Origin of the sequence: Arthrobacter sp. NPDC080082 (assembly GCF_040686595.1) — a bacterium.
Classification (GTDB): domain Bacteria; phylum Actinomycetota; class Actinomycetes; order Actinomycetales; family Micrococcaceae; genus Arthrobacter.
The window spans coordinates 275,552-295,104 of the sequence record NZ_JBFBKQ010000004.1 but is presented as its reverse complement, the minus strand read 5'-3'; the positions used below and the strand labels follow the sequence as shown (position 1 = coordinate 295,104).

At 69.7% G+C, this 19,553-nt stretch carries 16 protein-coding genes, 3 tRNA genes and 1 pseudogene; 6 read left to right on the top strand and 14 right to left on the bottom strand.

The genetic code is table 11. The features are described 5' to 3' along the window. Nucleotides 1-4: 4 nt before the first annotated feature. Both tsf and rpsB read right to left on the bottom strand, forming a co-directional pair. Entirely contained in the window at nt 5-841 is an 837-nt protein-coding gene (gene tsf, locus AB0O44_RS10335; RefSeq protein WP_364137073.1) for a translation elongation factor Ts, read from the bottom strand. 138 nt (nt 842-979) lie between these two features. Beyond that, nucleotides 980-1,840 (bottom strand): 30S ribosomal protein S2, encoded by an 861-nt coding sequence (rpsB, locus tag AB0O44_RS10330; RefSeq protein WP_290258404.1) that lies wholly within the window; start codon nt 1,838-1,840, stop codon nt 980-982. A gap of 644 nt (nt 1,841-2,484) precedes the next feature. Here rpsB and AB0O44_RS10325 point away from each other — a divergent pair. After that, nucleotides 2,485-2,985 (top strand): annotated as a pseudogene (locus tag AB0O44_RS10325) (M23 family metallopeptidase); the annotation flags it as partial. A 24-nt stretch (nt 2,986-3,009) separates the two neighbouring features. Here AB0O44_RS10325 and AB0O44_RS10320 read toward each other — a convergent pair. The 6 genes from AB0O44_RS10320 to AB0O44_RS10295 form a co-directional block, all read right to left on the bottom strand. After that, entirely contained in the window at nt 3,010-4,200 is a 1,191-nt protein-coding gene (locus tag AB0O44_RS10320) for an acyl-CoA dehydrogenase family protein (RefSeq protein ID WP_364137071.1), read from the bottom strand. 235 nt (nt 4,201-4,435) lie between these two features. After that, a tRNA-Ile gene (locus AB0O44_RS10315) sits at nt 4,436-4,512 on the bottom strand. A gap of 100 nt (nt 4,513-4,612) precedes the next feature. After that, nucleotides 4,613-5,812: a glycosyltransferase gene (locus AB0O44_RS10310; RefSeq protein WP_364137319.1), complete on the bottom strand. Its 1,200-nt coding sequence runs from the start codon at nt 5,810-5,812 to the stop codon at nt 4,613-4,615. Between the two features lie 100 nt (nt 5,813-5,912). Further along, entirely contained in the window at nt 5,913-6,818 is a 906-nt protein-coding gene (locus AB0O44_RS10305; RefSeq protein ID WP_364137069.1) for a DMT family transporter, read from the bottom strand. Then, nucleotides 6,818-7,486 (bottom strand): CDP-alcohol phosphatidyltransferase family protein, encoded by a 669-nt coding sequence (locus tag AB0O44_RS10300; RefSeq protein WP_364137067.1) that lies wholly within the window; start codon nt 7,484-7,486, stop codon nt 6,818-6,820. The genes AB0O44_RS10305 and AB0O44_RS10300 overlap by 1 nt, the downstream gene beginning before the upstream one ends. Nucleotides 7,487-7,540: 54 nt before the next feature. Continuing rightward, entirely contained in the window at nt 7,541-8,428 is an 888-nt protein-coding gene (locus AB0O44_RS10295) for a phage holin family protein (protein ID WP_364137065.1), read from the bottom strand. 261 nt (nt 8,429-8,689) lie between these two features. On the opposite strand from AB0O44_RS10295, the gene AB0O44_RS10290 reads away from it, so the two are divergent. Both AB0O44_RS10290 and AB0O44_RS10285 read left to right on the top strand, forming a co-directional pair. Next, nucleotides 8,690-9,913 carry a multidrug effflux MFS transporter gene (locus AB0O44_RS10290; protein WP_364137063.1) on the top strand — a complete coding sequence of 408 codons (1,224 nt, stop codon included), beginning with the start codon at nt 8,690-8,692 and terminating at the stop codon, nt 9,911-9,913. Nucleotides 9,914-10,067: 154 nt separating this feature from the next. Beyond that, complete coding sequence (locus AB0O44_RS10285; protein ID WP_364137061.1) at nt 10,068-10,475, top strand: hypothetical protein; 408 nt, start codon at nt 10,068-10,070, stop codon at nt 10,473-10,475. Nucleotides 10,476-10,529: 54 nt separating this feature from the next. On the opposite strand, the gene AB0O44_RS10280 is transcribed toward AB0O44_RS10285, so the two are convergent. The 6 genes from AB0O44_RS10280 to AB0O44_RS10255 form a co-directional block, all read right to left on the bottom strand. Continuing rightward, nucleotides 10,530-10,602: transfer RNA gene (locus AB0O44_RS10280), tRNA-Asn, on the bottom strand. Nucleotides 10,603-10,727: 125 nt separating this feature from the next. Then, a tRNA-Asn gene (locus AB0O44_RS10275) sits at nt 10,728-10,800 on the bottom strand. Nucleotides 10,801-10,882: 82 nt separating this feature from the next. Continuing rightward, entirely contained in the window at nt 10,883-12,910 is a 2,028-nt protein-coding gene (gene dnaG, locus AB0O44_RS10270; protein ID WP_364137059.1) for a DNA primase, read from the bottom strand. A gap of 25 nt (nt 12,911-12,935) precedes the next feature. Further along, complete coding sequence (locus tag AB0O44_RS10265) at nt 12,936-14,225, bottom strand: deoxyguanosinetriphosphate triphosphohydrolase (RefSeq protein ID WP_364137057.1); 1,290 nt, start codon at nt 14,223-14,225, stop codon at nt 12,936-12,938. Then, nucleotides 14,218-15,396: a tRNA dihydrouridine synthase DusB gene (gene dusB / locus AB0O44_RS10260; protein WP_290258413.1), complete on the bottom strand. Its 1,179-nt coding sequence runs from the start codon at nt 15,394-15,396 to the stop codon at nt 14,218-14,220. Before dusB ends, AB0O44_RS10265 begins: the two co-directional genes overlap by 8 nt. A 47-nt stretch (nt 15,397-15,443) precedes the next feature. Beyond that, complete coding sequence (locus tag AB0O44_RS10255) at nt 15,444-16,904, bottom strand: YibE/F family protein (protein ID WP_364137055.1); 1,461 nt, start codon at nt 16,902-16,904, stop codon at nt 15,444-15,446. A 187-nt stretch (nt 16,905-17,091) separates the two neighbouring features. On the opposite strand from AB0O44_RS10255, the gene AB0O44_RS10250 reads away from it, so the two are divergent. Genes AB0O44_RS10250 through AB0O44_RS10240 form a run of 3 tightly spaced genes read left to right on the top strand, consistent with a single transcriptional unit; the run spans nt 17,092 to nt 19,519 of the window. Next, nucleotides 17,092-17,838, top strand: coding sequence for an alpha/beta fold hydrolase (locus AB0O44_RS10250; RefSeq protein WP_364137053.1), 747 nt, complete (start codon nt 17,092-17,094; stop codon nt 17,836-17,838). Continuing rightward, nucleotides 17,838-18,689: a DUF1295 domain-containing protein gene (locus AB0O44_RS10245; RefSeq protein WP_364137051.1), complete on the top strand. Its 852-nt coding sequence runs from the start codon at nt 17,838-17,840 to the stop codon at nt 18,687-18,689. Before AB0O44_RS10250 ends, AB0O44_RS10245 begins: the two co-directional genes overlap by 1 nt. Continuing rightward, nucleotides 18,689-19,519, top strand: a complete 831-nt coding sequence (locus tag AB0O44_RS10240; protein WP_364137049.1) for a lysophospholipid acyltransferase family protein — start codon at nt 18,689-18,691, stop codon at nt 19,517-19,519. Before AB0O44_RS10245 ends, AB0O44_RS10240 begins: the two co-directional genes overlap by 1 nt. Nucleotides 19,520-19,553 lie beyond the last annotated feature (34 nt).

The following is a 19,553-nucleotide window of genomic DNA, read 5'->3' as shown; positions in this document are numbered from 1 at the left end:
CCGGTTAGGAACCGACGCGGAAGCGTGCGAAGCCGGTAGCCTTCACGCCGGCCTCTTCGAGGACGGCGGCGACGGACTTCTTGGCGTCCTTGGCGAATGCCTGGTCAACCAGGACCTCGCCCTTGTAGAAGCCGGTGACGCGGCCTTCGACGATCTTGGTCATCGCGGCTTCGGGCTTGCCCTCGGCCTTTGCGGTTTCCTCGGCGATGCGGCGCTCGGACTCGACCAGCTCGGACGGGACGTCCTCGCGGGTCAGGTAGTTCGGGGCCATGGCGGCGATGTGGACGGCGACGTCGTGGGCGGCGGCGGCGGCGGCTTCGCCTTCACCGTCGACGGCGAACAGGACGCCGACCTGGGCCGGGAGGTCCTTGGACGTCTTGTGCAGGTACGCGTCGACGGTCGGGGCCTCGATGCGGGCGATGCGGCGGACGACGACCTTCTCGCCCAGGATGGCGCCTTCTTCGACGACAACCTCGGAGAGCGGCTTGCCGTCAACGTCGGTAGCCAGGAGGGCCTCGAGGTCGGCGGCACCGGACTCGACGGCGACGGTCAGGACCTTGTCGGCCAGCTGGATGAACTTGTCAGCCTTGGCAACGAAGTCGGTCTCGCAGTTGACTTCGACCATCACGCCGACGCCGTTGGCGACCTTGGCGGCAACCAGGCCCTCGGCCGTGGAGCGGCCTTCGCGCTTGGTGGCACCCTTGAGGCCCTTGATGCGGATGATCTCGATGGCCTTCTCGGCGTCGCCGTTGGCCTCGTCGAGAGCCTTCTTGACGTCCATCATGCCGGCGCCGGTGCGCTCGCGCAGGGCCTTGATGTCAGCAGCAGTGTAGTTCGCCATGTGAACCCCTCTGTCTAGAAAATTTTGTCTGGTGTACGGACCGACAGGACGGCTGCTCACGCTAGGTGAGCGGCCATCCTGTCGGTACCCCCGCACGCTGCGGGCAGCGCGCGGGGAAGTGCGGCTAAGCCGGGGTGACTACTTGGCGTCGTCCGCGGCCGGGGCCTCGGCGGCTTCCGGAGCAGCCTCGGCTTCCGGTGCAGCTTCGGCGGCCGGGGCAGCCTCTTCGGCCTTGTTGCCTTCGAGGAGCTCACGCTCCCACTCGGCCAGCGGCTCTTCCGGGGCTTCCGTGGTGCCCGTGGCGCGCTGGTTGCGGGCGATCAGGCCCTCGGCAACGGCGTCGGCAACGACGCGGGTCAGCAGGTTCACGGAGCGGATAGCGTCGTCGTTACCCGGGATCGGGAAGTCAACTTCGTCCGGATCGCAGTTGGTGTCCAGGATGGCCACAACCGGGATGTTCAGCTTCTTGGCTTCGTCGACGGCGAGGTGTTCCTTCTTGGTGTCGACAACCCACAGGAGCGAAGGCGCCTTGGTCAGGTTGCGGATACCGCCGAGGTTGGTCTCCAGCTTGGTCAGCTCGCGACGCAAAAGCAGCAGTTCCTTCTTGGTGTAAGCGGAACCGGCGACGTCGTCGAAGTCGATCTCTTCGAGTTCCTTCATGCGCTGGATGCGCTTGGAAACCGTCTGGAAGTTGGTCAGCATACCGCCGAGCCAACGCTGGTTGACGTACGGCTGGCCGACGCGGGTGGCCTGCTCGGCGATGGCTTCCTGTGCCTGCTTCTTGGTACCGACGAAGAGGACGGTGCCGCCGTGTGCAACGGTGGCCTTCACGAACTCGTAGGCACGGTCGATGTAGGACAGCGACTGCTGCAGGTCGATGATGTAGATGCCGTTGCGCTCCGTGAAGATGAAGCGCTTCATCTTCGGGTTCCAACGACGGGTCTGGTGTCCAAAGTGGACGCCGCTGTCAAGCAGCTGGCGCATGGTTACGACGGGCATGCCGACGCTCCTTCCGGCAGGTCATTCATGAGAGAGCCGTGAGGCCCTCTTACCCTGCCAATAGTTGACGGTTGATTAGCAGCACCCGGTTCCGGGGGCTCCTCCTGGTATCCACCGCGCTCCTCATCCGGGCCATGGGGTCCGGACCGCAAGGGGCGCAGTCCTCGTCGTCCGGAGCGGGGCTTCGGCTGCAGAGGGCTGGATACGCGTAGTCAGCAAGCGTTCCCGCACTCCTGAATGAGATGTGCTGCCTTCCGCGGCACGTCCGGGAAGGACAGCGCAACGAATCGGGGCATGAGGGAACAGCAAACTGCTCCACTTAGTGTACTACAGCGGGCCCCGCCCGACGGACGCGTTCGGGGCGCCGGGCTGGGGTGCTTCGGGGCGCCGACGGGGCGCCGACTGCGGTGTCTTGAAGGGCGAATCCGGGGGCCTCGGTGGGGTTGTCCACATGGCGTCCCGGGCGCCTGTTCCGGCGCGGCCCGGGTCCCCATGCTGAAACCATGACCCTGTTCCCTGTGCTCCCGCTGCTGCTCGCCGTTGCGCTGGCCCAGTCCCTAGCGCCGACGGCACCGCCGCGCCCTTCGGCAGCGTTTTCCGGCCAGGCGGCCGTCCGTGCCGCGGCCATCGGAGCCGCGACGGCGTTGGCTTCTGGCCCCAAGTCGACGGCGGGCGGCGGGGCTTCGACCCGCGGGGCGCGGGCGGTGCCGGCACGCGCGGCGCCGGCACGGGGCTGGGCCTGGCCGCTCTCCCCCAGGCCCGCGGTGGTGCGCGGCTTCGATCCGCCGGACCGGCCATGGCTCAGCGGCCACCGCGGGGTGGACCTGCGGGCCGAGGCCGGGGCTGTGGTCAGCGCACCGGCTCCGGGACGGGTCAGTTTCGCCGGCATCGTGGTTGACCGCCCGGTGCTGACCATCGATCACGGGGACGGTCTCCGGAGCAGCTTCGAACCCGTCGAGACGAGCCTGCGGGCCGGGGACCCGGTGGCGGCCGGATCCCCGGTGGGTGCGGTGGCAGCCGCGCAGCCCGGACCGCCCGGCCACTGCAGCGGCACGCCCTGCCTGCACTGGGGCGTCCGCCGCGGCGAGGAGTATCTGAACCCCCTCGGGTTCGTCCTGGACCTGCGGCCCTCGGTGCTGCTGCCGCCGGTCCGGGCGGCGGCGTCGGGTTTAGACGATCGCAGAGATTCCGGTGATGGCCCGGCCAGTGACCAGGGTGTTGATCTCGTGGGTGCCCTCGTAGGAGTAGATGGCCTCGGCGTCGGAGAAGACCTTCGCCATCTCGTAGTCGGAGACAATGCCGTTGCCGCCCAGGAGGCTGCGGCCAATCGCCACAGTCTCCCGCATCCGGGCCGTGGTGAAGGCCTTGGCCAGGGCGGACTGTTCGTCCTTGGCCTGGCCGGCGTCCTCGAGCTGGGAGAGCCGGACCATCATGCCCATCGAGCTGACGGTGTTGCCGAGCATCTGGACCAGCTGGTTCTGCACGAGCTGGAAGGAGGCGATCGGCCGGCCGAACTGGCTGCGTTCGACGGCATAGCGGCGGGCGACGTCGAACGCGGCCAGCTGCTGGCCGACGGCCTGCCAGGCCACGGAGAGGCGGGTGACCTTCAGGACCTTGTTGGTGTCGCGGAAGCTGTTGGCGTTCGCGAGCTTGAAGAAGTCGGGAACCACGACGTTTTCCAACGTGATGTCCGCGTTCTGGACCGTGCGCAGCGAGATCTTGTTCTCGATCTTGGTGGCGCCGTAGCCCTCGGTCTTCGTGTCCACCAGGAAGCCCTTGACCTGGTTGTCCTCGACGTCGCGGGCGTAGATGACCACCCAGTCGGAGAAGGTGGCGTTGCCGATCCAGCGCTTGGCGCCGTTGAGGACCCAGTGGTCACCCTCGCGCCGGGCGGTGGTGCGCGTGCCACCGGCGACGTCGGAGCCGCCCAGCGGTTCGGTCAGGCCGAAGGCGCCGATCTTCTTCATCGAGTAGATCTCCGGCAGCCAGGCCTCCTGCTGCTCCTCGGAGGCCAGCGCCTCGATGGAGCCGGTGAACAGTCCGTCGTGGACGCCCATGAAGGTGGCGATCGAGGTGTCGGCGCGGGTCGTCTCGGCGTGCAGGATGCCGGCGAAGAGGTTCGAGTAACCCTGGCGCTTGACCGGGCTGACCAGGTCGATTTCGGCCAGCTTGGGGATCAGGTCCATCGGAAACTCGGCGCGGTTCCAGCAGTCGACGGCGATCGGCTTGACCTCGCGGGCCAGGAACTCGCGGACCTCGGCCAGCCGGTCGCGCTCCTTGTCGCTGAGCAGTTGCTCGAAGGCGAAGAAGTCGCCGTCGGCGTACGGGAGGTTGTTGAAGTCGATTGCAGCCTTGGACATGGTGTTCCCTCACTTATGATCAGCGGCGACCAGAAGGGCGCGGGGAGGCCCGCGCCGATATGTTACTGGGCAGTAACTTACCGTGCGCGCAGGGGTGCCGCAAGTGACCTGGCCCACCCGCGGGGACCACGGCATACAAAAAGAGCCGCGTCCGGGAGGCGGGCTTCCGGACGCGGCCTGGGAAATGAAGCGTCTGATGGTGGGAGGTGATGCGGACCGGCCGGGAGACCGGCGATGGTAGGGCTACTCGGACTTGAACCGAGGACCTTAGGATTATGAGTCCCGCGCTCTAACCAGCTGAGCTATAGCCCCGTGGGACCCGGGGCACCGGCCGTAGCACGGCGGGCCCCGGGGCAAAACACTCTAGCAATAGTAGTCGCACCGGCCGGGCGCTCAGGCCCGTGCCGGAGTGCTAGACCACCAGGTCGTCGTAGCTGGCGCCGCGGTAGATGTCCTCGAACGTCTGGAGGGTCCGCTCGATGCTGTGGTTCTCCACCATGCTGCGGCTGACCTTGCCCATGGCGGCGCGCTCGTCGGCCGGCAGGGACAGCACCGCGGTGATCTTGGCGGCCAGGTCGTCGCTGTCGTTCGGGGTGAACAGGTAGCCGTTCTCGCCGTCGCGCACCAGGTGCGGCAGGGCCATCGCGTCGGCCAGGACCACGGGCGTGGAGGCAGACATGGCCTCAAGGGTCACCAGGGACTGCAGCTCCGCGGTGCCCGGCATGCAGAACAGGTCGGCGCCGAGGTAGGCGCGGCGCAGTTCCTCGTCGCTGGCCAGGCCCAGGAAGCGCACCCGGTCCCCCAGGCCCAGGCGCTTGACCTGGGCCTCCAGGGCCGGTCGGACCTCACCGCCGCCGACCACCTGCAGGTGGACGTCGAGGTTGGCCGGGGTCTTGGAGATGGCGTCGATCAGGACGTCGATGTGCTTTTCCTCGGCGAGGCGGCCCACGAAGAGCACGGTGGGGCTGGCGTTGACGGGAACCTCCTCCCCCGGCTTCAGCTCGTAGGCGGCGGCGTCGATGCCGTTGGAGAGCGGCAGCACCTTGCGCAGGAAGGCGTGGTCGTGCATCGCCTTGGCCGCGAGCGGAGTGGGGGTGGTCACGACGTCGGCCTGGCCCATGACCTTGCCCATGTCGCGCCAGGAGACGCGGCCAACGATGTCCTTGAACCACTGCGGGAACGGCAGGAAGGGGTTGAGATTCTCCGGCATAAAGTGGTTGGTCGCCACGATCCGGACGCCGCGGCGCACCGCCTCGTAGAGGACGTGCTCACCGATCATGTAGTGGCTCTGGATGTGCACAACGTCAGGCTTGACCCGGTCGAAGAGCAGCGCGATCTCCTTCTTGATCTCCCAGGGGAAGGTGATCCGGAAGCTCTCGTGCGTGGGCACGGAGTGGGAGCGCACGCGGTGCACGGTGGCCTCGTCGCGGAACTCGCTGTAGCTCTTGCCCTTGCTGGGGCGGGTGGCCAGGACGTGGACGTCGTGGCCGCGCCCGGTCATGCCCTTGGCGAGACGGTAGCCGAACTGGGCGGCTCCGTTGACGTCCGGCGGGTAGGTTTCGGCGGCGATCAGGATCGTCAGTTTCCTGCCGGGGTTGTCGGTCTGGGGCATGGTCACGGGGATGGCTCCTGGTGGTCACGGTGGGTAGCGGCGGCCGGCCGGCCGCCGGCGCAGGCGCGGCCAGTCGGCGCCTGAAGTCTGTGGCGTCGCCCTAGGGTCTCCGCGCCGCGGCCTTTCGCGCGTCTTTCTTGCGCTTGGTGACCTCGGGGTGGTGCCTGGACAGGGCGATCACTCCCACGATAGCAAGGAGAGCCGCGGCACCCATGGCGATCGCGGTCACGGCGTGGACATCGGGGCGCAGTTCGCCAAGGACCACGACGCCGATCGCGATGCCGATCATGGGATCGATCACGGTCAGGCCCGCGATGACCAGGTCCGGCGGACCGCCCGAGTAAGCGCTCTGCACGAACCACGACCCGAGGCCGCCGGCGGCGAGGATCGCCAGCAGGGTGTACCACTGCACGTTGAGCAGGAACAGCCCGTTGGGGTCCAGCAGGTGCCGGCCGATGATGCGGGTCAGGACGGCAACGAAGCCAAACAGCATGCCGGCGCCAATGATGTAAACGAAGGCGCTCATCCGGTGCTTGAAGAGCAGGGCCAGGGTGCCGAACAGGGCCACGACGAGGGCCAGCAGCAGCACCACCGTGAGCTCGTCCGCGGCGCTGACGTGGTGGTTCTCCTGGGTGACCGTGACGGCCAGGATCACAAACAGGGCGGAGCCGGTGACGCAGCAGCTGATCGCCACCACGGTGGCCCGGTTCATGCTCAGGCCCTGGTCCTTGGCGTTGATGACCGTGGTGATGACCAGCGCGATGGCGCCGATCGGCTGCACGACCGTCAGCGGCGCGGACACGAGGGCGATGGCGTTCATGGCCGTGCCGACGCACAGCAGCAGGAGCCCGAGGATCCAGCGCCGGTTGCGGATCAGCCGCAGCAGGCCGTTGGAGCTCAGAGCCAGGCCCCCGGTGTCTGCCTTGACCGCACTGCCCTGCCGTTGCGCGCCGAAAGCGAGGAAGAAGGCGCCGGCGACGGCCAGCACGACTGCCAGCCAGACCATCAGCGGGGCCCGCCGTCGTCGTTGGAACGTTCCTGCGGGTTCACGGCGGTGCTGCTTTCTGCGGCGGGCCGCTGTCCACGGCCCTTGCGGATGATGGCCCAGAAGTAGTTGTAAGCGGCGATCCAGTGCCCGATCAGGCCGAGGCCTAGGCAGACCCAGGCCGCCACGAAGTAGCTCTCGGCGCCGGGCAGCTGCAGCTTCGAGAGCACCAGCAAGGGTGTGCCGAGGAGCAGCAGCGCGGTCCGGATCTTGCCGACCCGGCTGACCGGGAGGTCGGGGTGGCTGTGGAAGTAGTAGAGCGAGATGGCCATCAGGATCAGGTCGGGCACGAGGAGGGCGGTCAGGTACCACCACTCGACGACGCCGGCGATCACGAGGGTGACCGCGACGGCGATCAGGGCCAGCCGGTCCGCGATCGGGTCCATGATCCGGCCGAGGTTGGACATCTGGTTGAAGCGGCGTGCGATGTAGCCGTCCACCCAGTCGGTGCTGCCCATGAGGGCCAGGACCAGGGCTGCGGCGCCGTACTCCTGTTTCGCGAGAACCAGCCAGATGAACAGCGGAACGCCGAGGAACCGCACCACGGTGAGGAGATTGGGGACGGTGAAGACCACATCCGAATGGATTGGGGGTTGGCCGGGCCGCGCGCCAGCGCCGATGAACCTCATTCGGCCTCCCTTTCCGCTGCCGGTGTCCATTCGTTGTCGGGGTTTACGGTCCTGTCAGCCCTTGAGCAGGCGGCGCAGCAGGACGACGAAGGTGGTGGCGGCCGCCGCGAAGGCTGCCAGCGGCTTCCAGCGCTTGGCCAGTTCCGCGGCCGGAGCCGTGCCGGAGCTGCCGGTGGAGGGCCGGGCGCCGGGAGTGGTGGCGGAGGGGCCGCGAAGGGCGGCGATCCGGTCGTCGACCAGTTCCTTGCCCTCTTCGACGCGCTGCTGGCCGGCGGAGAGGAGGATCTGCGCCTGGGCCTTGAGGTCCAGTTCTTCGCCGAGTTCGTCGCGGACGCCGGTGAGGTGGCGGCGGCGCTGGTCCAGCCGGCGGCGCAGCTCATCTTCGGAGGGAGCGGGGCCGAGGTCGGGCTGTTCGGCCGCCTTCTTGGCTTCTTTCTCCGCCTTGGCTCGGGCTGCGGCCGCTTCCTTGGCGGCCTTCGCTGCCTTGGCCTGCGGGGTGTTCGGGTCCAGCACGGCCGGGTCGAAGGAGGAGCCCTCCTTGGCGATGCCGAGATCGTACTTCAGCCCGCGGATGGTCTCCTCGGGGACCAGCGGCATGGCCTTCTTGAAGCGGCTGACGCCGATCAGTCCCACGATCAGGGCGATGACCAGGAACAGGGCGCAGACCAGCAGGGCCGCGAGCCAGGCCGGCATGATCGTGGCGAGGCCCATGATGGCCGCCACGACGAGCCCGATGACCAGCAGCAGGACGAAGATCAGGGCGACGACGGCGAAGGCCGCCGCGATGCCGAGCTGGATGCCCTTGCGCTTGAGTTCGGCCTTGGCGAAGGCAATCTCATCGTTGAGTTGCCGCGGTGCCAGCTTAAAGATCAGTTTCAAGGTCGTGGGCAACGCGGAAAGGCGCAGCCCCCCGCCGGTCCTGCCGGTGTGCCGTCCGCTCATCGGTTCCGCCTAACTGGTGCCATCTGTCGTTCTGCTTCCGCTGAAATGCCCGGGGCTGCGCGGCTGATTGCACGCCCAGGTGTCAAAACTATCATTCGGGGCGCCGACGGCGGCCAGCGGAGGGCGCGGGCGCCTGCGCGTCGGGTTTAGGCGACGCGCGCCGCGTCCTGCGCGGCGCCCGGCGTCGTGCCGCGCGTCATGCCGGCGGCGGCGGCCGGAGGCGCTGTCCGTGCCGCCGCCCCGGCCCTAGGATTGACCTCTGTGCAGACACCCAGCAATCCGGGCGATTCCCTGACCCGCCGCCGCAAGCTTCTCTACATCCTCATGCTGGGTGCCCTGACGGCGCTGGGACCCTTCACGGTGGACCTGTACCTGCCGGCCTTCCCGGCTCTGGAGGCCAGCCTCGGCGTCAGCGAGGCGGCGGTCCAGCTGACCCTGACCGGTACCACCGTGGGCTTCGCGCTCGGCCAGCTGGTGGTGGGACCGCTCAGCGACCGGTTCGGCCGCCGGATGCCGCTGATCCTCGCCACCGCCCTGCACATCGGCGCGTCCCTGGGGGCGGCGTCGGCCACGGACATCGGGACCCTCGGCCTGTTCCGGGTGCTAATGGGCATCGGCGCGGCGGGCGGCGGCGTCGTCGCCATGGCCATGGTTCGCGACCTGTTCAGCGGCTACGCCATGGTGCGGATGTTCTCCCGGATGGCACTGGTCAACGGTCTGGCCCCGATCCTGGCGCCGGTGATCGGCTCGCAGCTGCTCCTGCTGACGGCGTGGCCGGGCATCTTCCTTTTCCTGGCCGGCTACGGCAGCTGCGTGATCATCGCGGCGCTGTTCCTGGTCCGCGAGACGCTGCCGGCGCACCTGCGCGGCGCATCGGGCATGACGATGCGCCAGCGCTACCGGGTGTTGTTCGCGGACCGCATCTTCGTGGGCACCCTGTTGCTGGGCGGCATGAACTTCGGTGGCCTCTTCACCTACCTCTCGGCCTCGCCCTTCCTCTTCCAGGACGTCTTCGGCTTCTCGGCCCAGCAGTACGGCCTGCTCTTCGGCATCAACTCCTTGGGGATCGTGGCCGGGGTGCAGACCAGCGCCCGGCTGATCAAGCGCGTCCCGCCGCAGTGGATCGTGGCCTGCTCCACGGCCTGGATGTTCCTGATGGCCCTGCTGATCGTCGTCTTCGACCGGGCCGGCCTGGGGCTGTGGGGCGTGATGGTGCCGCTGTGGTTCTACATCCTGGGGGCCGGCTTTACCTTCCCGTGCGTCCAGGTCCTGGCGCTGGCCAACCACGGCGCCCAGGCCGGCACGGCGGCGTCCCTGTTGGGTGCCGCGACCTTCCTCATGGCCGGGATCATCTCCCCCGTCGTGGGCTGGCTGGGCGTCGAGTCGGCGACGCCGATGGGCGCCGTGCAGGCCGGCTGCATTCTGCTGGCGGCGGCCGCGCTCTGGTTCGTGGTCCGGCCGCGGACGGTACCCTCCATCCACTGATCCGGCGCTCCGCGGGGGACTCTCCGGCTACGCGAGAGTGTCCGGCCCGACGGCCCGCCGGGTCCGGCCCTGGTGTTCGCCGGGACGCTCCGGCTGCCCCTCGGGGCCGGTCCCGGCCCTGTTCCCGCCCGGCGGCGGGCGATAAGGTTGTGGTGTGCCCGAACGGCAGGATCTCCCTCCCCTCCCGGCCACGTGGCAGCGGTGCGATGACGGCATCCTGCCCCTGTGGTGGGAGCGGCTGTGTTCGCAGACAAGCCCCCAATCGGCGGCGCTCTACGCGGCAGGGCTCTTTACCGAGGATCGCCGTCGGCCGATCGCGCAGTGGTACAACCCCGCCTTCGACGCCGCCCTTCTGGTGGCTCCCGAGACGTCCCCGGAATGGCCGGTGCAGCGCTTCGGCATCTTCTACGCCCCGCCGCGCGGCGGGTTCACCCGGGTCCACTCCGGCGCCCACGAATGGCACCCCCGCGAACCCCGGCAGTCCCCCACCGAGGAAGAGGCCTTCCAAGCCGCCGTCGGCGAGGCGGAACGCTTCCTGCAGGTGGAAATGTTCTTCGTCTGAGCGCAAGAAAAAAGGCCCCGCGGCCGGCTGTTCGCCGGCCGCGGGGCCTGTCCGCTCCTCCTGCTGGACTTGAACCAGCAACCCTTCGATTAACAGTCGAATGCTCTGCCAATTGAGCTAAGGAGGAATGAAGCAGGTATGACATTAGCAAAGGTTTTACCACTAAGGAAATCGGCCCCCGGCGCCCCGACAGATACCCCCGCCGGGTATAAAAAAGTCCCCGCTCCGGCGGACCGGAACGGGGACTGTGCGCTCCTCCTGCTGGACTTGAACCAGCAACCCTTCGATTAACAGTCGAATGCTCTGCCAATTGAGCTAAGGAGGAATGAAGCGGGTACTAGCCTAGCAAACCCGCGGCCCGGAAGCGAAATCGGGGCCGGTCGGTCCGCCGGCCGCGGGGCGAAACCTCAGGAATCGGCGCGCAGCGACCGCCGCTGCATCTCCAGTTCCATCAGCTCGCGGTTGAGCCGTTGGAACTCCTCCGGGTTCGCCGCGGCGTCGAGGCGCTGCAGCTGGCCCATCTTGTCCGCCTTGACCCGCGTGATCTGCAGTTCGAACAGCCGCGCCAGGATGTCCCGGCAGTAGCGCTGCACGGCTTCCTCGGTGCTGGCCGGCAACGGCACCACCGAGAGCTCGGAGACGAGCGGACGGAGCGGTTCCGGAACCTCCTGGAGCAGCTCGGCGACCCAGCGGGCCGGATCCGCGGCCGAGGCCAGGCCCGTGGCGCGGATGGCCTCGTGGATTGCGAGGTAGGCGGGGGTGGAGAACCGCGCCTCTGAGAAGCGCTCCCAGGTGGTTCCCTCCAGCATTGACGGCTGCTGCAGCACCACTTCCAGCGCCTGCCGTTCCATCGCCGCGACGGGGTCCCGGGGATCGGGCCGGTTGAACGCCGGCAGCGCGGCCGACGGCGGCAGCGGCGCCACGCCGGGCGCTCCCGCGCCGGGGTTCTGGCCTTGCTGCGGGTAGCCGCCCTGGTTCTGGTAGCCGCCCTGGTTCTGGTAGCCCTGCTGGTTCTGCTGGTACCCACCCTGCTGACCGATGGAACCGAAGCCGTTGCCCTGGCCCGCTCCCCCGCGGCCGCCCTGCTGACCGGGACCGCCCTGGGTGCCGCGCTTCATGGCCGCGCCTACTGCCCGGCTGACGTCCTCCACGGGCATGCCGAGCCAGCCGGCGAGCTCGCGGGCGTAGGCCGGGCGCATGCCGGCGTCGCGGATCTGCGCCACGACGGGCGCGGACTCGCGCAGCGCCGAGATCCGTCCCTCCACGGTATCCAGGTTGTGCCGGCGCAGGGTGGCCCGGATGGCGAACTCAAAGAGCGGGCGCCGGGTGCCGATCAGGTCGCGCACGGCGGCGTCGCCCTTGGCCTGGCGCAGTTCGCAGGGGTCGGCCCCGGTGGGCTCAACCGCCACGTACGTCTGGGCCACGAACCTCTGGTCCTCCTCGAAGGCGCGCAGGGCGGCCTTCTGGCCGGCGGCGTCGCCGTCGAAGGTGAAGATGACCTCGCCGCCGCTGCCGTCGTCGGAGAGCAGCCGGCGGGCGATCTTGATGTGGTCCGTGCCGAAGGCGGTGCCGCAGGTGGCCACCGCCGTCGTCACCCCGGCCAGGTGGCAGGCCATGACATCGGTGTAGCCCTCCACCACCACCAGTTGCCGGTCCTTGGCGATGGTGCGCTTGGCCAGGTCGATCCCGTAGAGGACCTGGGACTTCTTGTAGAGCGCCGTCTCCGGGGTGTTGAGGTACTTCGGGCCCTGGTCGTCCTCGTAGAGCTTCCGGGCGCCGAAGCCGATGGTGTCCCCCGCGATGTCGCGGATGGGCCAGATCAGCCGGCCGCGGAAGCGGTCATAGATACCCCGGTTGCCTTCGGAAAACATCCCGGTCAGCTTGAGTTCAGCATCGGTGAAGCCGCGGCCGCGGAGGTGCTTCAGCAGCGAGTCCCAGCCCTGCGGGGCGTAGCCGACGCCGAACTGCTCGGAGGCCGCCCGGTCGAAGCCGCGGCCGTAGAGGAAGTTCCGGCCCTCGGCGGCACCCGGGGTCAGGAGCTGGGTGCGGAAGAATTCGTCGGCGATCTTGTGCGCATCCAGGAGCCGCTGGCGGCGGCCGATCTCCTCGCGGTTGGGGCCGGAGCCGCCGTCCTCGTAGCGGAGCTCGTAGCCGATCCGGGCGGCGAGCTTCTCGACCGCCTCGTGGAAGGTGGTGTGGTCCAGCTTCTGCACGAAGGAGATCACGTCCCCGTCCTCGCCGCAGCCGAAGCAGTGGTACCGGCCCACTTGGGGGCGGACGGTGAAGGAGGGGGAACGCTCGTCGTGAAATGGGCAGAGGCCCTTGTAGGAGCCGAGGCCGGCGCCCTTGAGCGTGACGTAGCCGTCGACGACTTCCTTGATGTCAGTGCGCTGGCGCACCTCGTCGATGTCTTCGCGTTTGATCAGGCCGGCCACGGAGCCATCCTAGTCACTCCCGCTGTCACCACAGTGACGGTAGGCTGCCGACCAGCCGTTCATACATGGCCAGCGCGGAGCCATCGGTGAGCGAGGCTACCTGGTCGATGACGACGCGCAGCCGCGCCCCGTCGTCGGCGGCGGCGCGCCAGTCCGCGGCGAACATCGGCTCGAGGTGCCGGTCGCCGGTGGCGTTCAACGCGGTCACCAGGGCGTGCAGGACCTCGCGCTGGCGTTCGTAGATCGGCTGCCGGTGTTCGGTGGTCATCACGAAGGTGGTGGCCAGGCCCTTCATCACCGCGATCTCCATCACGGTCTCGTCCGGGACGATCAGTTCGGCGTTGTAGCGGGTGAGGTTCTCCGGCCCGTACACGGCGCGGGTGGTCTCCAGGGCGCTCTGGCAGAACCTGCCGATTAGCTGGCTGGTCATGTCCTTTAGGGCCGCCATGGACTTGCGGCTGCCGTCGGCCTCGCGGACCCAGACGCTGGTGGCCTCGAGGCGGGCCAGGGCGGCGTCGATCGCGGCGGGGTCGTTGTGCGGCAGGTACCACTGCTTGGCGTAGCCGACGACGCGGGCGCGGTGGTCCGGATTGTCCATCCAGCGCAGCTGGAAGTGCCCCGCGACGATCGCGTCCTCGACGTCGTGCACCGAGTACGAGATGTCGTCGGCCAGGTCCATGACCTGGGCCTCGAGGCAGGAGCGCCGCTCCGGGGCCCCCTCCCGGATCCAGTCGAAAATGGGCAGGTCGTCCTCGTAGGCGCCGAACTTGCTGGTGCGCTGGCCGTGGATGACGGGCGCGTTTTCCGCCGACCAGGGGTACTTCGCGGCGGCGTCGAGGCTGGCCCGGGTCAGGTTCAGCCCGGCCGGGCGGCCGTCCGCGGCGAGGACCTTCGGTTCCAGCCGGGTCAGCAGGCGCAGGGTCTGGGCATTGCCCTCGAAGCCGCCGATGGCGTGCGCCACCTCGTTCAGGGCGGACTCGCCGTTGTGCCCGAAGGGCGGGTGGCCCAGGTCGTGGCTGAGGCAGGCGGTGTCCACGACGTCGGGATCGCAGCCCAGGGCGCGGCCCAGTTCGCGGCCCACCTGGGCGACCTCGAGGCTGTGCGTGAGCCGGGTGCGGACGAAGTCGTCGGTATCCGGGGCGACCACCTGGGTCTTGGCGCCGAGCCGGCGCAGCGCCGAGGAGTGCAGCACCCGGGCACGGTCCCGTTCGAAGTCGGACCGGTAGGTGCTCTTGGGCGGCTCCTCGACCCAGCGGGCGGTGTCGCTCTCCACGTAGCCGTCCAGCACGGGGGCGGCGGTCCGGGTCTCAGCCACCGGAGACGTCCAGTTCGGCGGCGGCGATCTCCTGGGACTGCTCCGCGTTCAGGCGGCGGTCCAGTAGCCAGTCCTTGGGCAGGGCGGGTTTCTTCGGCGAGCCAGCACGGCCGCGGGGCCCCTCGGCGTCGACGCCCGGGTAGGGCGAGTCGAGGTCCAGCTCGTCCAGGGTGCCGCGGAGCACCTCCAGGCTGGTGACGAGGGCCAGCCGGTGGCGCAGGTCGCTGCCCACCACGTAGCCCTTGAGGTACCAGGCCATGTGCTTGCGGATCTCGCGCAGGGCCTTCCCCTCGTCACCGAAGGTCTCGACCATCAGTTCGGCGTGCCGGTAGATACCCTCGGCGACCTGCCGCAGTCCCGGCTTGTGCCGGACGTCGCTGCCCTCGAAGGCGGCCATCAGGTCGCCGAAGAGCCAGGGCCGGCCCTGGCACCCGCGGCCGACGACGACGCCGTCGACGCCGGTTTCCCGGACCATGCGGACGGCGTCCTCCGCGGACCAGATGTCGCCGTTGCCCAGGACGGGGATGTCCGGGAGGGCCTCGCGCAGCCGGGCGATGGCGGACCAGTCGGCCTGGCCGGAGTAGAACTGGGCGGCGGTGCGCCCGTGCAGGGCGACGGCGGCGACGCCCGAATCGCGGGCGATCCGGCCGGCGTCGAGGTAGGTCAGGTGGTCATCGTCGATGCCCTTGCGCATCTTGATGGTCAGCGGGATGTTGCCCTTGGAGGCTTCCTTGACGGCGGTCTGGACGATCGAGGTGAACAGGTCGATCTTCCAGGGCAGGGCGGAGCCGCCGCCGCGCCGGGTCACCTTGGGCACCGGGCAGCCGAAGTTGAGGTCGATGTGGTCCGCGCGGTCCTCCTCGACGAGCATCCGCACGGCCGCGCCGACGGTGACCGGGTCCACGCCGTAGAGCTGGACGGAGCGGACCTTTTCGTCGTCGTCGTGGGAGATGATGCGCAGCGATTCGGGGGTGCGCTCGACGAGGGCACGGGAGGTGACCATCTCCGCGACGTAGAGGCCGCCGCCGTATTCACGGCAGAGCCTGCGGAAGGCGGAGTTGGTGATGCCTGCCATCGGGGCGAGGATCACGGGCGTGTCCACCGTGATCGGGCCCAGCTTCAGGGGCGGCAGTTCCAGCTTGGGGGCGGGAGGGGTTGCTACAACAGTCACCCCTCCATTGTCTCAAAGCCGGACAAATCGAGGCCGCGCCGTGCCCGCTATGTGGAAACCGGGGCCGCGCGCCGGCCCCGGCGCTTCTCCGGCGGGGCATCCGGACCGGCGTCGACGGCCGGGGCCGGTTCCCGGCCGGCGGCGGGGCGCGGGTCCCGGTTGTCGGCGGGTCCCGGACTGCCGGCAACCGGCGCCGCGGGCCCGCCCGAACGGAGCCCGGTGGCCTTGACCACCAGCACGGCGATCAGGGTGGTCACGGGGATCGCCAGGACGAGCCCGATCGACCCGACCAGGGTGCGGACCACCTCTTCGGAGAGTTCGGCGCTGGTCAGTGCGTCCCCCAGCGGGCGCTCGTAGAGCATCACGATGATCAGGATGGGCAGCGCCGCGCCCGCATAGGCGAACGCGATGGTGTAGACGGTGGAGGCGATGTGGTCGCGGCCGATCCGCATGGCCGAGGCGAAGAGCTTCCGTGCCGAGGTCTCCGGTGCCAGTTCCCAGAGCTCCCAGACGGCGGAGGACTGGGTGATGGTGACGTCGTTGAGGACGCCGAGGCCGGAGATGATCAGCCCGCAGAGGATGATTCCGGAGATCGAGATGTGGTCCGAGACGTTGGCGAGCGTGGCGGCGTCGTGGTTCCCGACGCCGGCCAGGTTCGCCGCGTCCGTGGCCCAGGCTGCGAGCGCGGCGGTGATCGCCAGGCCGAACATGGTGCCCAGCAGCGCCGTCGAGGTCCGGGCGGTGAACCCGTGCGCGAAGTAGAGCACCCCGATCATGATCACGGTGGATCCGACCAGGGCCAGCAGCAGCGGCGGTTTGCCCTCCACGAGGCCGGGCAGCATGAAGGAGACCAGCACCGCATAGGCACCCACGAGGCCGATGAGCGCCCGCAGTCCGCGCCAGCGGGCGACGGCGATCACGACGACGGCGTAGAGCACCGCGAGCAGGATGATCGGCAGGGTCCGGACGAAGTCGACGAAGACGAACGCCGGGGAGCCGCCGGCGTCGGCGCCCTGGACCCGGGAGAGGTTGAGGTAGCGAATGTTGTCGCCGACCTTGACGCCGTGGGACTTGGCGACGTCGGGGTTGATCACCACCTTGACCGGGTTGCCGCCCTGGTCCGGATCCGTCCAGGCGAAGGTGCACTGCGAGCCCGTTCCCGGAGCTTGGGGCTGGGCGGACTGCCCGTCGGCGGGCTGGCCCTGCTGGGCCGGCTGCTGCCCCTGCGCTGGCGTTTGACCCTGTGTGGTGTCCATGCAGCTGCCGGTCACGACGCGCTGGATCTTGCCGGTGTCGAAGGTGACGCCCGGGGCGGCGGCGTAGGGGCTGGCGAGGGTGAGGCCTTCCTTGCTGCCCGAGGGCCAGAGGAGGATCATCGCCACAATGGTCAGGACGGTCAAAGGCGCCAGGACCGCCGCCAGGATCCAGTTGGCTTTGCGGCGGGCCGCGAGGGCACGGGGCGACGGCGGTTCGGCCGGGTGCGGGGCGTGCGAGTGTCCGGCGCCCATCAGCAGGTGATCTCCATGCCGAAAATCCTACGGGGAGAACGTTGCCGCCCGGGCACGGTGGCACGGCGCACCCATCCCCGCCGTGGCGGGTTCCGAATCACCGCGGGACATAAACTCGGCGTGCGGGAACTTCGCCCGCGGGCCCGGTGTTGGTATGGGCAGGACAAGCAGGGTGGAGGACACTATCGTGGCCAGGCGAATTGCAGACGAGCGCGAACACACGGGCCCGGGCCCGGAGGCCCGGGCGGAGCTGAGCGTCGCCGACGCCGAGGGGCAGACCCGCGGCGTCGCACTGGTGCTGCACGGTGGACGGGCGGACAGCTTCGACCAGGTCCGTGCCCGGCACCTCAGCCCGGCCCGGATGCTGCCCTTCGCCCAGGCCCTGCGCAGCCAGGGCGGACCGCATGGCCTGGCGGTCTGGACCATGCGGAACCGGTACCGCGGCTGGAACGGCCCGGACATGTCCCCCGTGCAGGACGCCCGCTGGGCCCTGTCGCAGATCGCGCGCGAACACCCGGGCGTCCCGGTGTTCCTGCTGGGCCACTCCATGGGCGGCCTCACGGCCCTCTGCGTCGCCGACGATCCGCAGGTTGCCGCCGTCGTCGCCCTCGCCCCCTGGCTGACCGCCGCGACGCCGGTGGAGCGCGTGGCGGGCCGCCGCGTCCTGATCGTCCACGGGGACGAGGACCGCTGGACCAGCCCGGTGAACTCCCTGGCCTACGCCCGCCGTGCGGAGGGGATCGCCGCCTCGATTGACTACGTCTCGCTCACCGGCGCCGGGCACTTTATGTTCCGCCGGGTGGGGCTCTGGAACTCCCTGGCCAATGGCTTCATCCTGGACTCGTTTGCCGCCAGCACCGGCGCCAGGCCTGCCGGAACCGATGCTCTCCGCCAGGTGCTGCCGGCCGCGGCTGCGCTGCCGGTGGTTCTCTAATGCAGGCTTTCCCGCCGCTGGACTTCCCGCTGGAGGCCTTCCTGGCCAGCCTTCCCTGGGCCGCACTGGCCGTGGCGGCACTGCTGGCCGTGACCTTCGCAGTCGCCGTCCGGCAGCGCCGGCACTCGGTGATGGACGTCGTGTGGGGGCCCGGCTTCGTGGTCGTGGCGGCGGTGTCCTGGCTGCTCTCAGCCGGGCACGGCGACGGCGGCCGGCGCCTCCTGCTGCTGGTGCTCGTGGCAGTCTGGGGCCTGCGGCTGGGAGCGCACATCGGCGTCCGGGCGCGCGGCGGGCACGAGGACCCGCGCTACACCGCCATGCTCGACGGCGCGCCCGGCTCCCGGGATGTCTACGCCCTGCGCCGCGTCTACCTGCCCCAAGGCATCGTGCTCTTTTTCGTCTCCCTAACGCTGCAGGTGGGGATGTTCGCCACCGCTCCGCTGGGCTGGCTGGCGCTGGCCGGGGCTCTGCTGTGGGCCGTCGGCTTTGTCTTCGAAACCGTCGGCGACCGGCAGCTGGCGCAGTTCAAGGCCGATCCCGCCCGGCGCGGGACCGTTTTGGACACCGGCCTCTGGCGCTACACCCGGCACCCGAACTACTTCGGTGACGCGGCCGTCTGGGCCGGCCTGTTCCTGGTGGCGGCGGACTCCTGGCCGGGCATCCTCACCGTCCTCTCCCCCGCCCTGATGATCTGGACCCTGTCCGGCAAGACCGGCAAACCGCTGACCGAGAAGGCCATGGCCGGCCGGCCGGGCTACCGGGAATACGTTGAGGCGACCTCGGGCTTCCTGCCGTGGCCGCCGCGGACCCGCCGCGCCGCAACGGGCACGGGCACGGGTAGGGGGCAATAATGGGACGGTTCCCGCACTGGCGTCCGGCGCCTAACGACCGCTTCTACCGCTCGATCGTGCGCACCGGGCAGGCCCTCCGCTGGTTGTTCCAGATCCGGATCATCGTCACGGGCCAGGAGCACCTGCCGGCCCCGGACCACCGCGGCACCGCCTCCCGCACCCCGGTTCCCGGCTCCGGGGCCGTCGTCGCGATCACCCACTTCGGGTACCTCGACTTCGCCGCCGCCGAACTGCTGCTCTGGGCCCGCAACAGGGCGCAGATGCGCTTCCTCATCACCCAGGGCGCGGCTGACCACTGGTTCGCCGGCCCCGCCGTGAGCGCCGCCGGGCACGTCGTCGTCGGCTACGAGACCGGCTCCCACGCCTACGACGCCGCCGTGCAGAAACTCCGCGCCGGCGAGTACGTGGCGATCCTGCCCGAGGCCGGCGTCAGCCGCAGCTTCAAGGTCCGCGAGTGCAAGACCGGCGCGGTGCGGATGGCCGCCGAGGCGGGTGTCCCGGTCATCCCGGTCTCGGTCTGGGGCGCGCACCGGATCATGACCCGGCACCACGGCTTCTCGCCGCTGCGGGCCTGGCGCGCCCCCGTTCGGGTCCATGTGGGCGAACCCCTCGCTCCCGGGCCGGGGGTGGACGTCGCCGCCGCCACCGAGGCGCTGCGGACGGCACTCCAGGACGGGATCGACGTCGCCATGGCCGATTTCCCCCTGCGCCCCGCGCCCGGGGCCTGGTGGATGCCCGCTGACCACGGCGGCGGCGCTCCCACGGAGGAACAGCGGCGCCGGCTGGACGAGGCCGAGGGCCCCCGCCGCGCCCGCGCCCGCCGCCGCTGAGCTCCAACGCTGTGCTTCGCCGCCGCTGACCGCG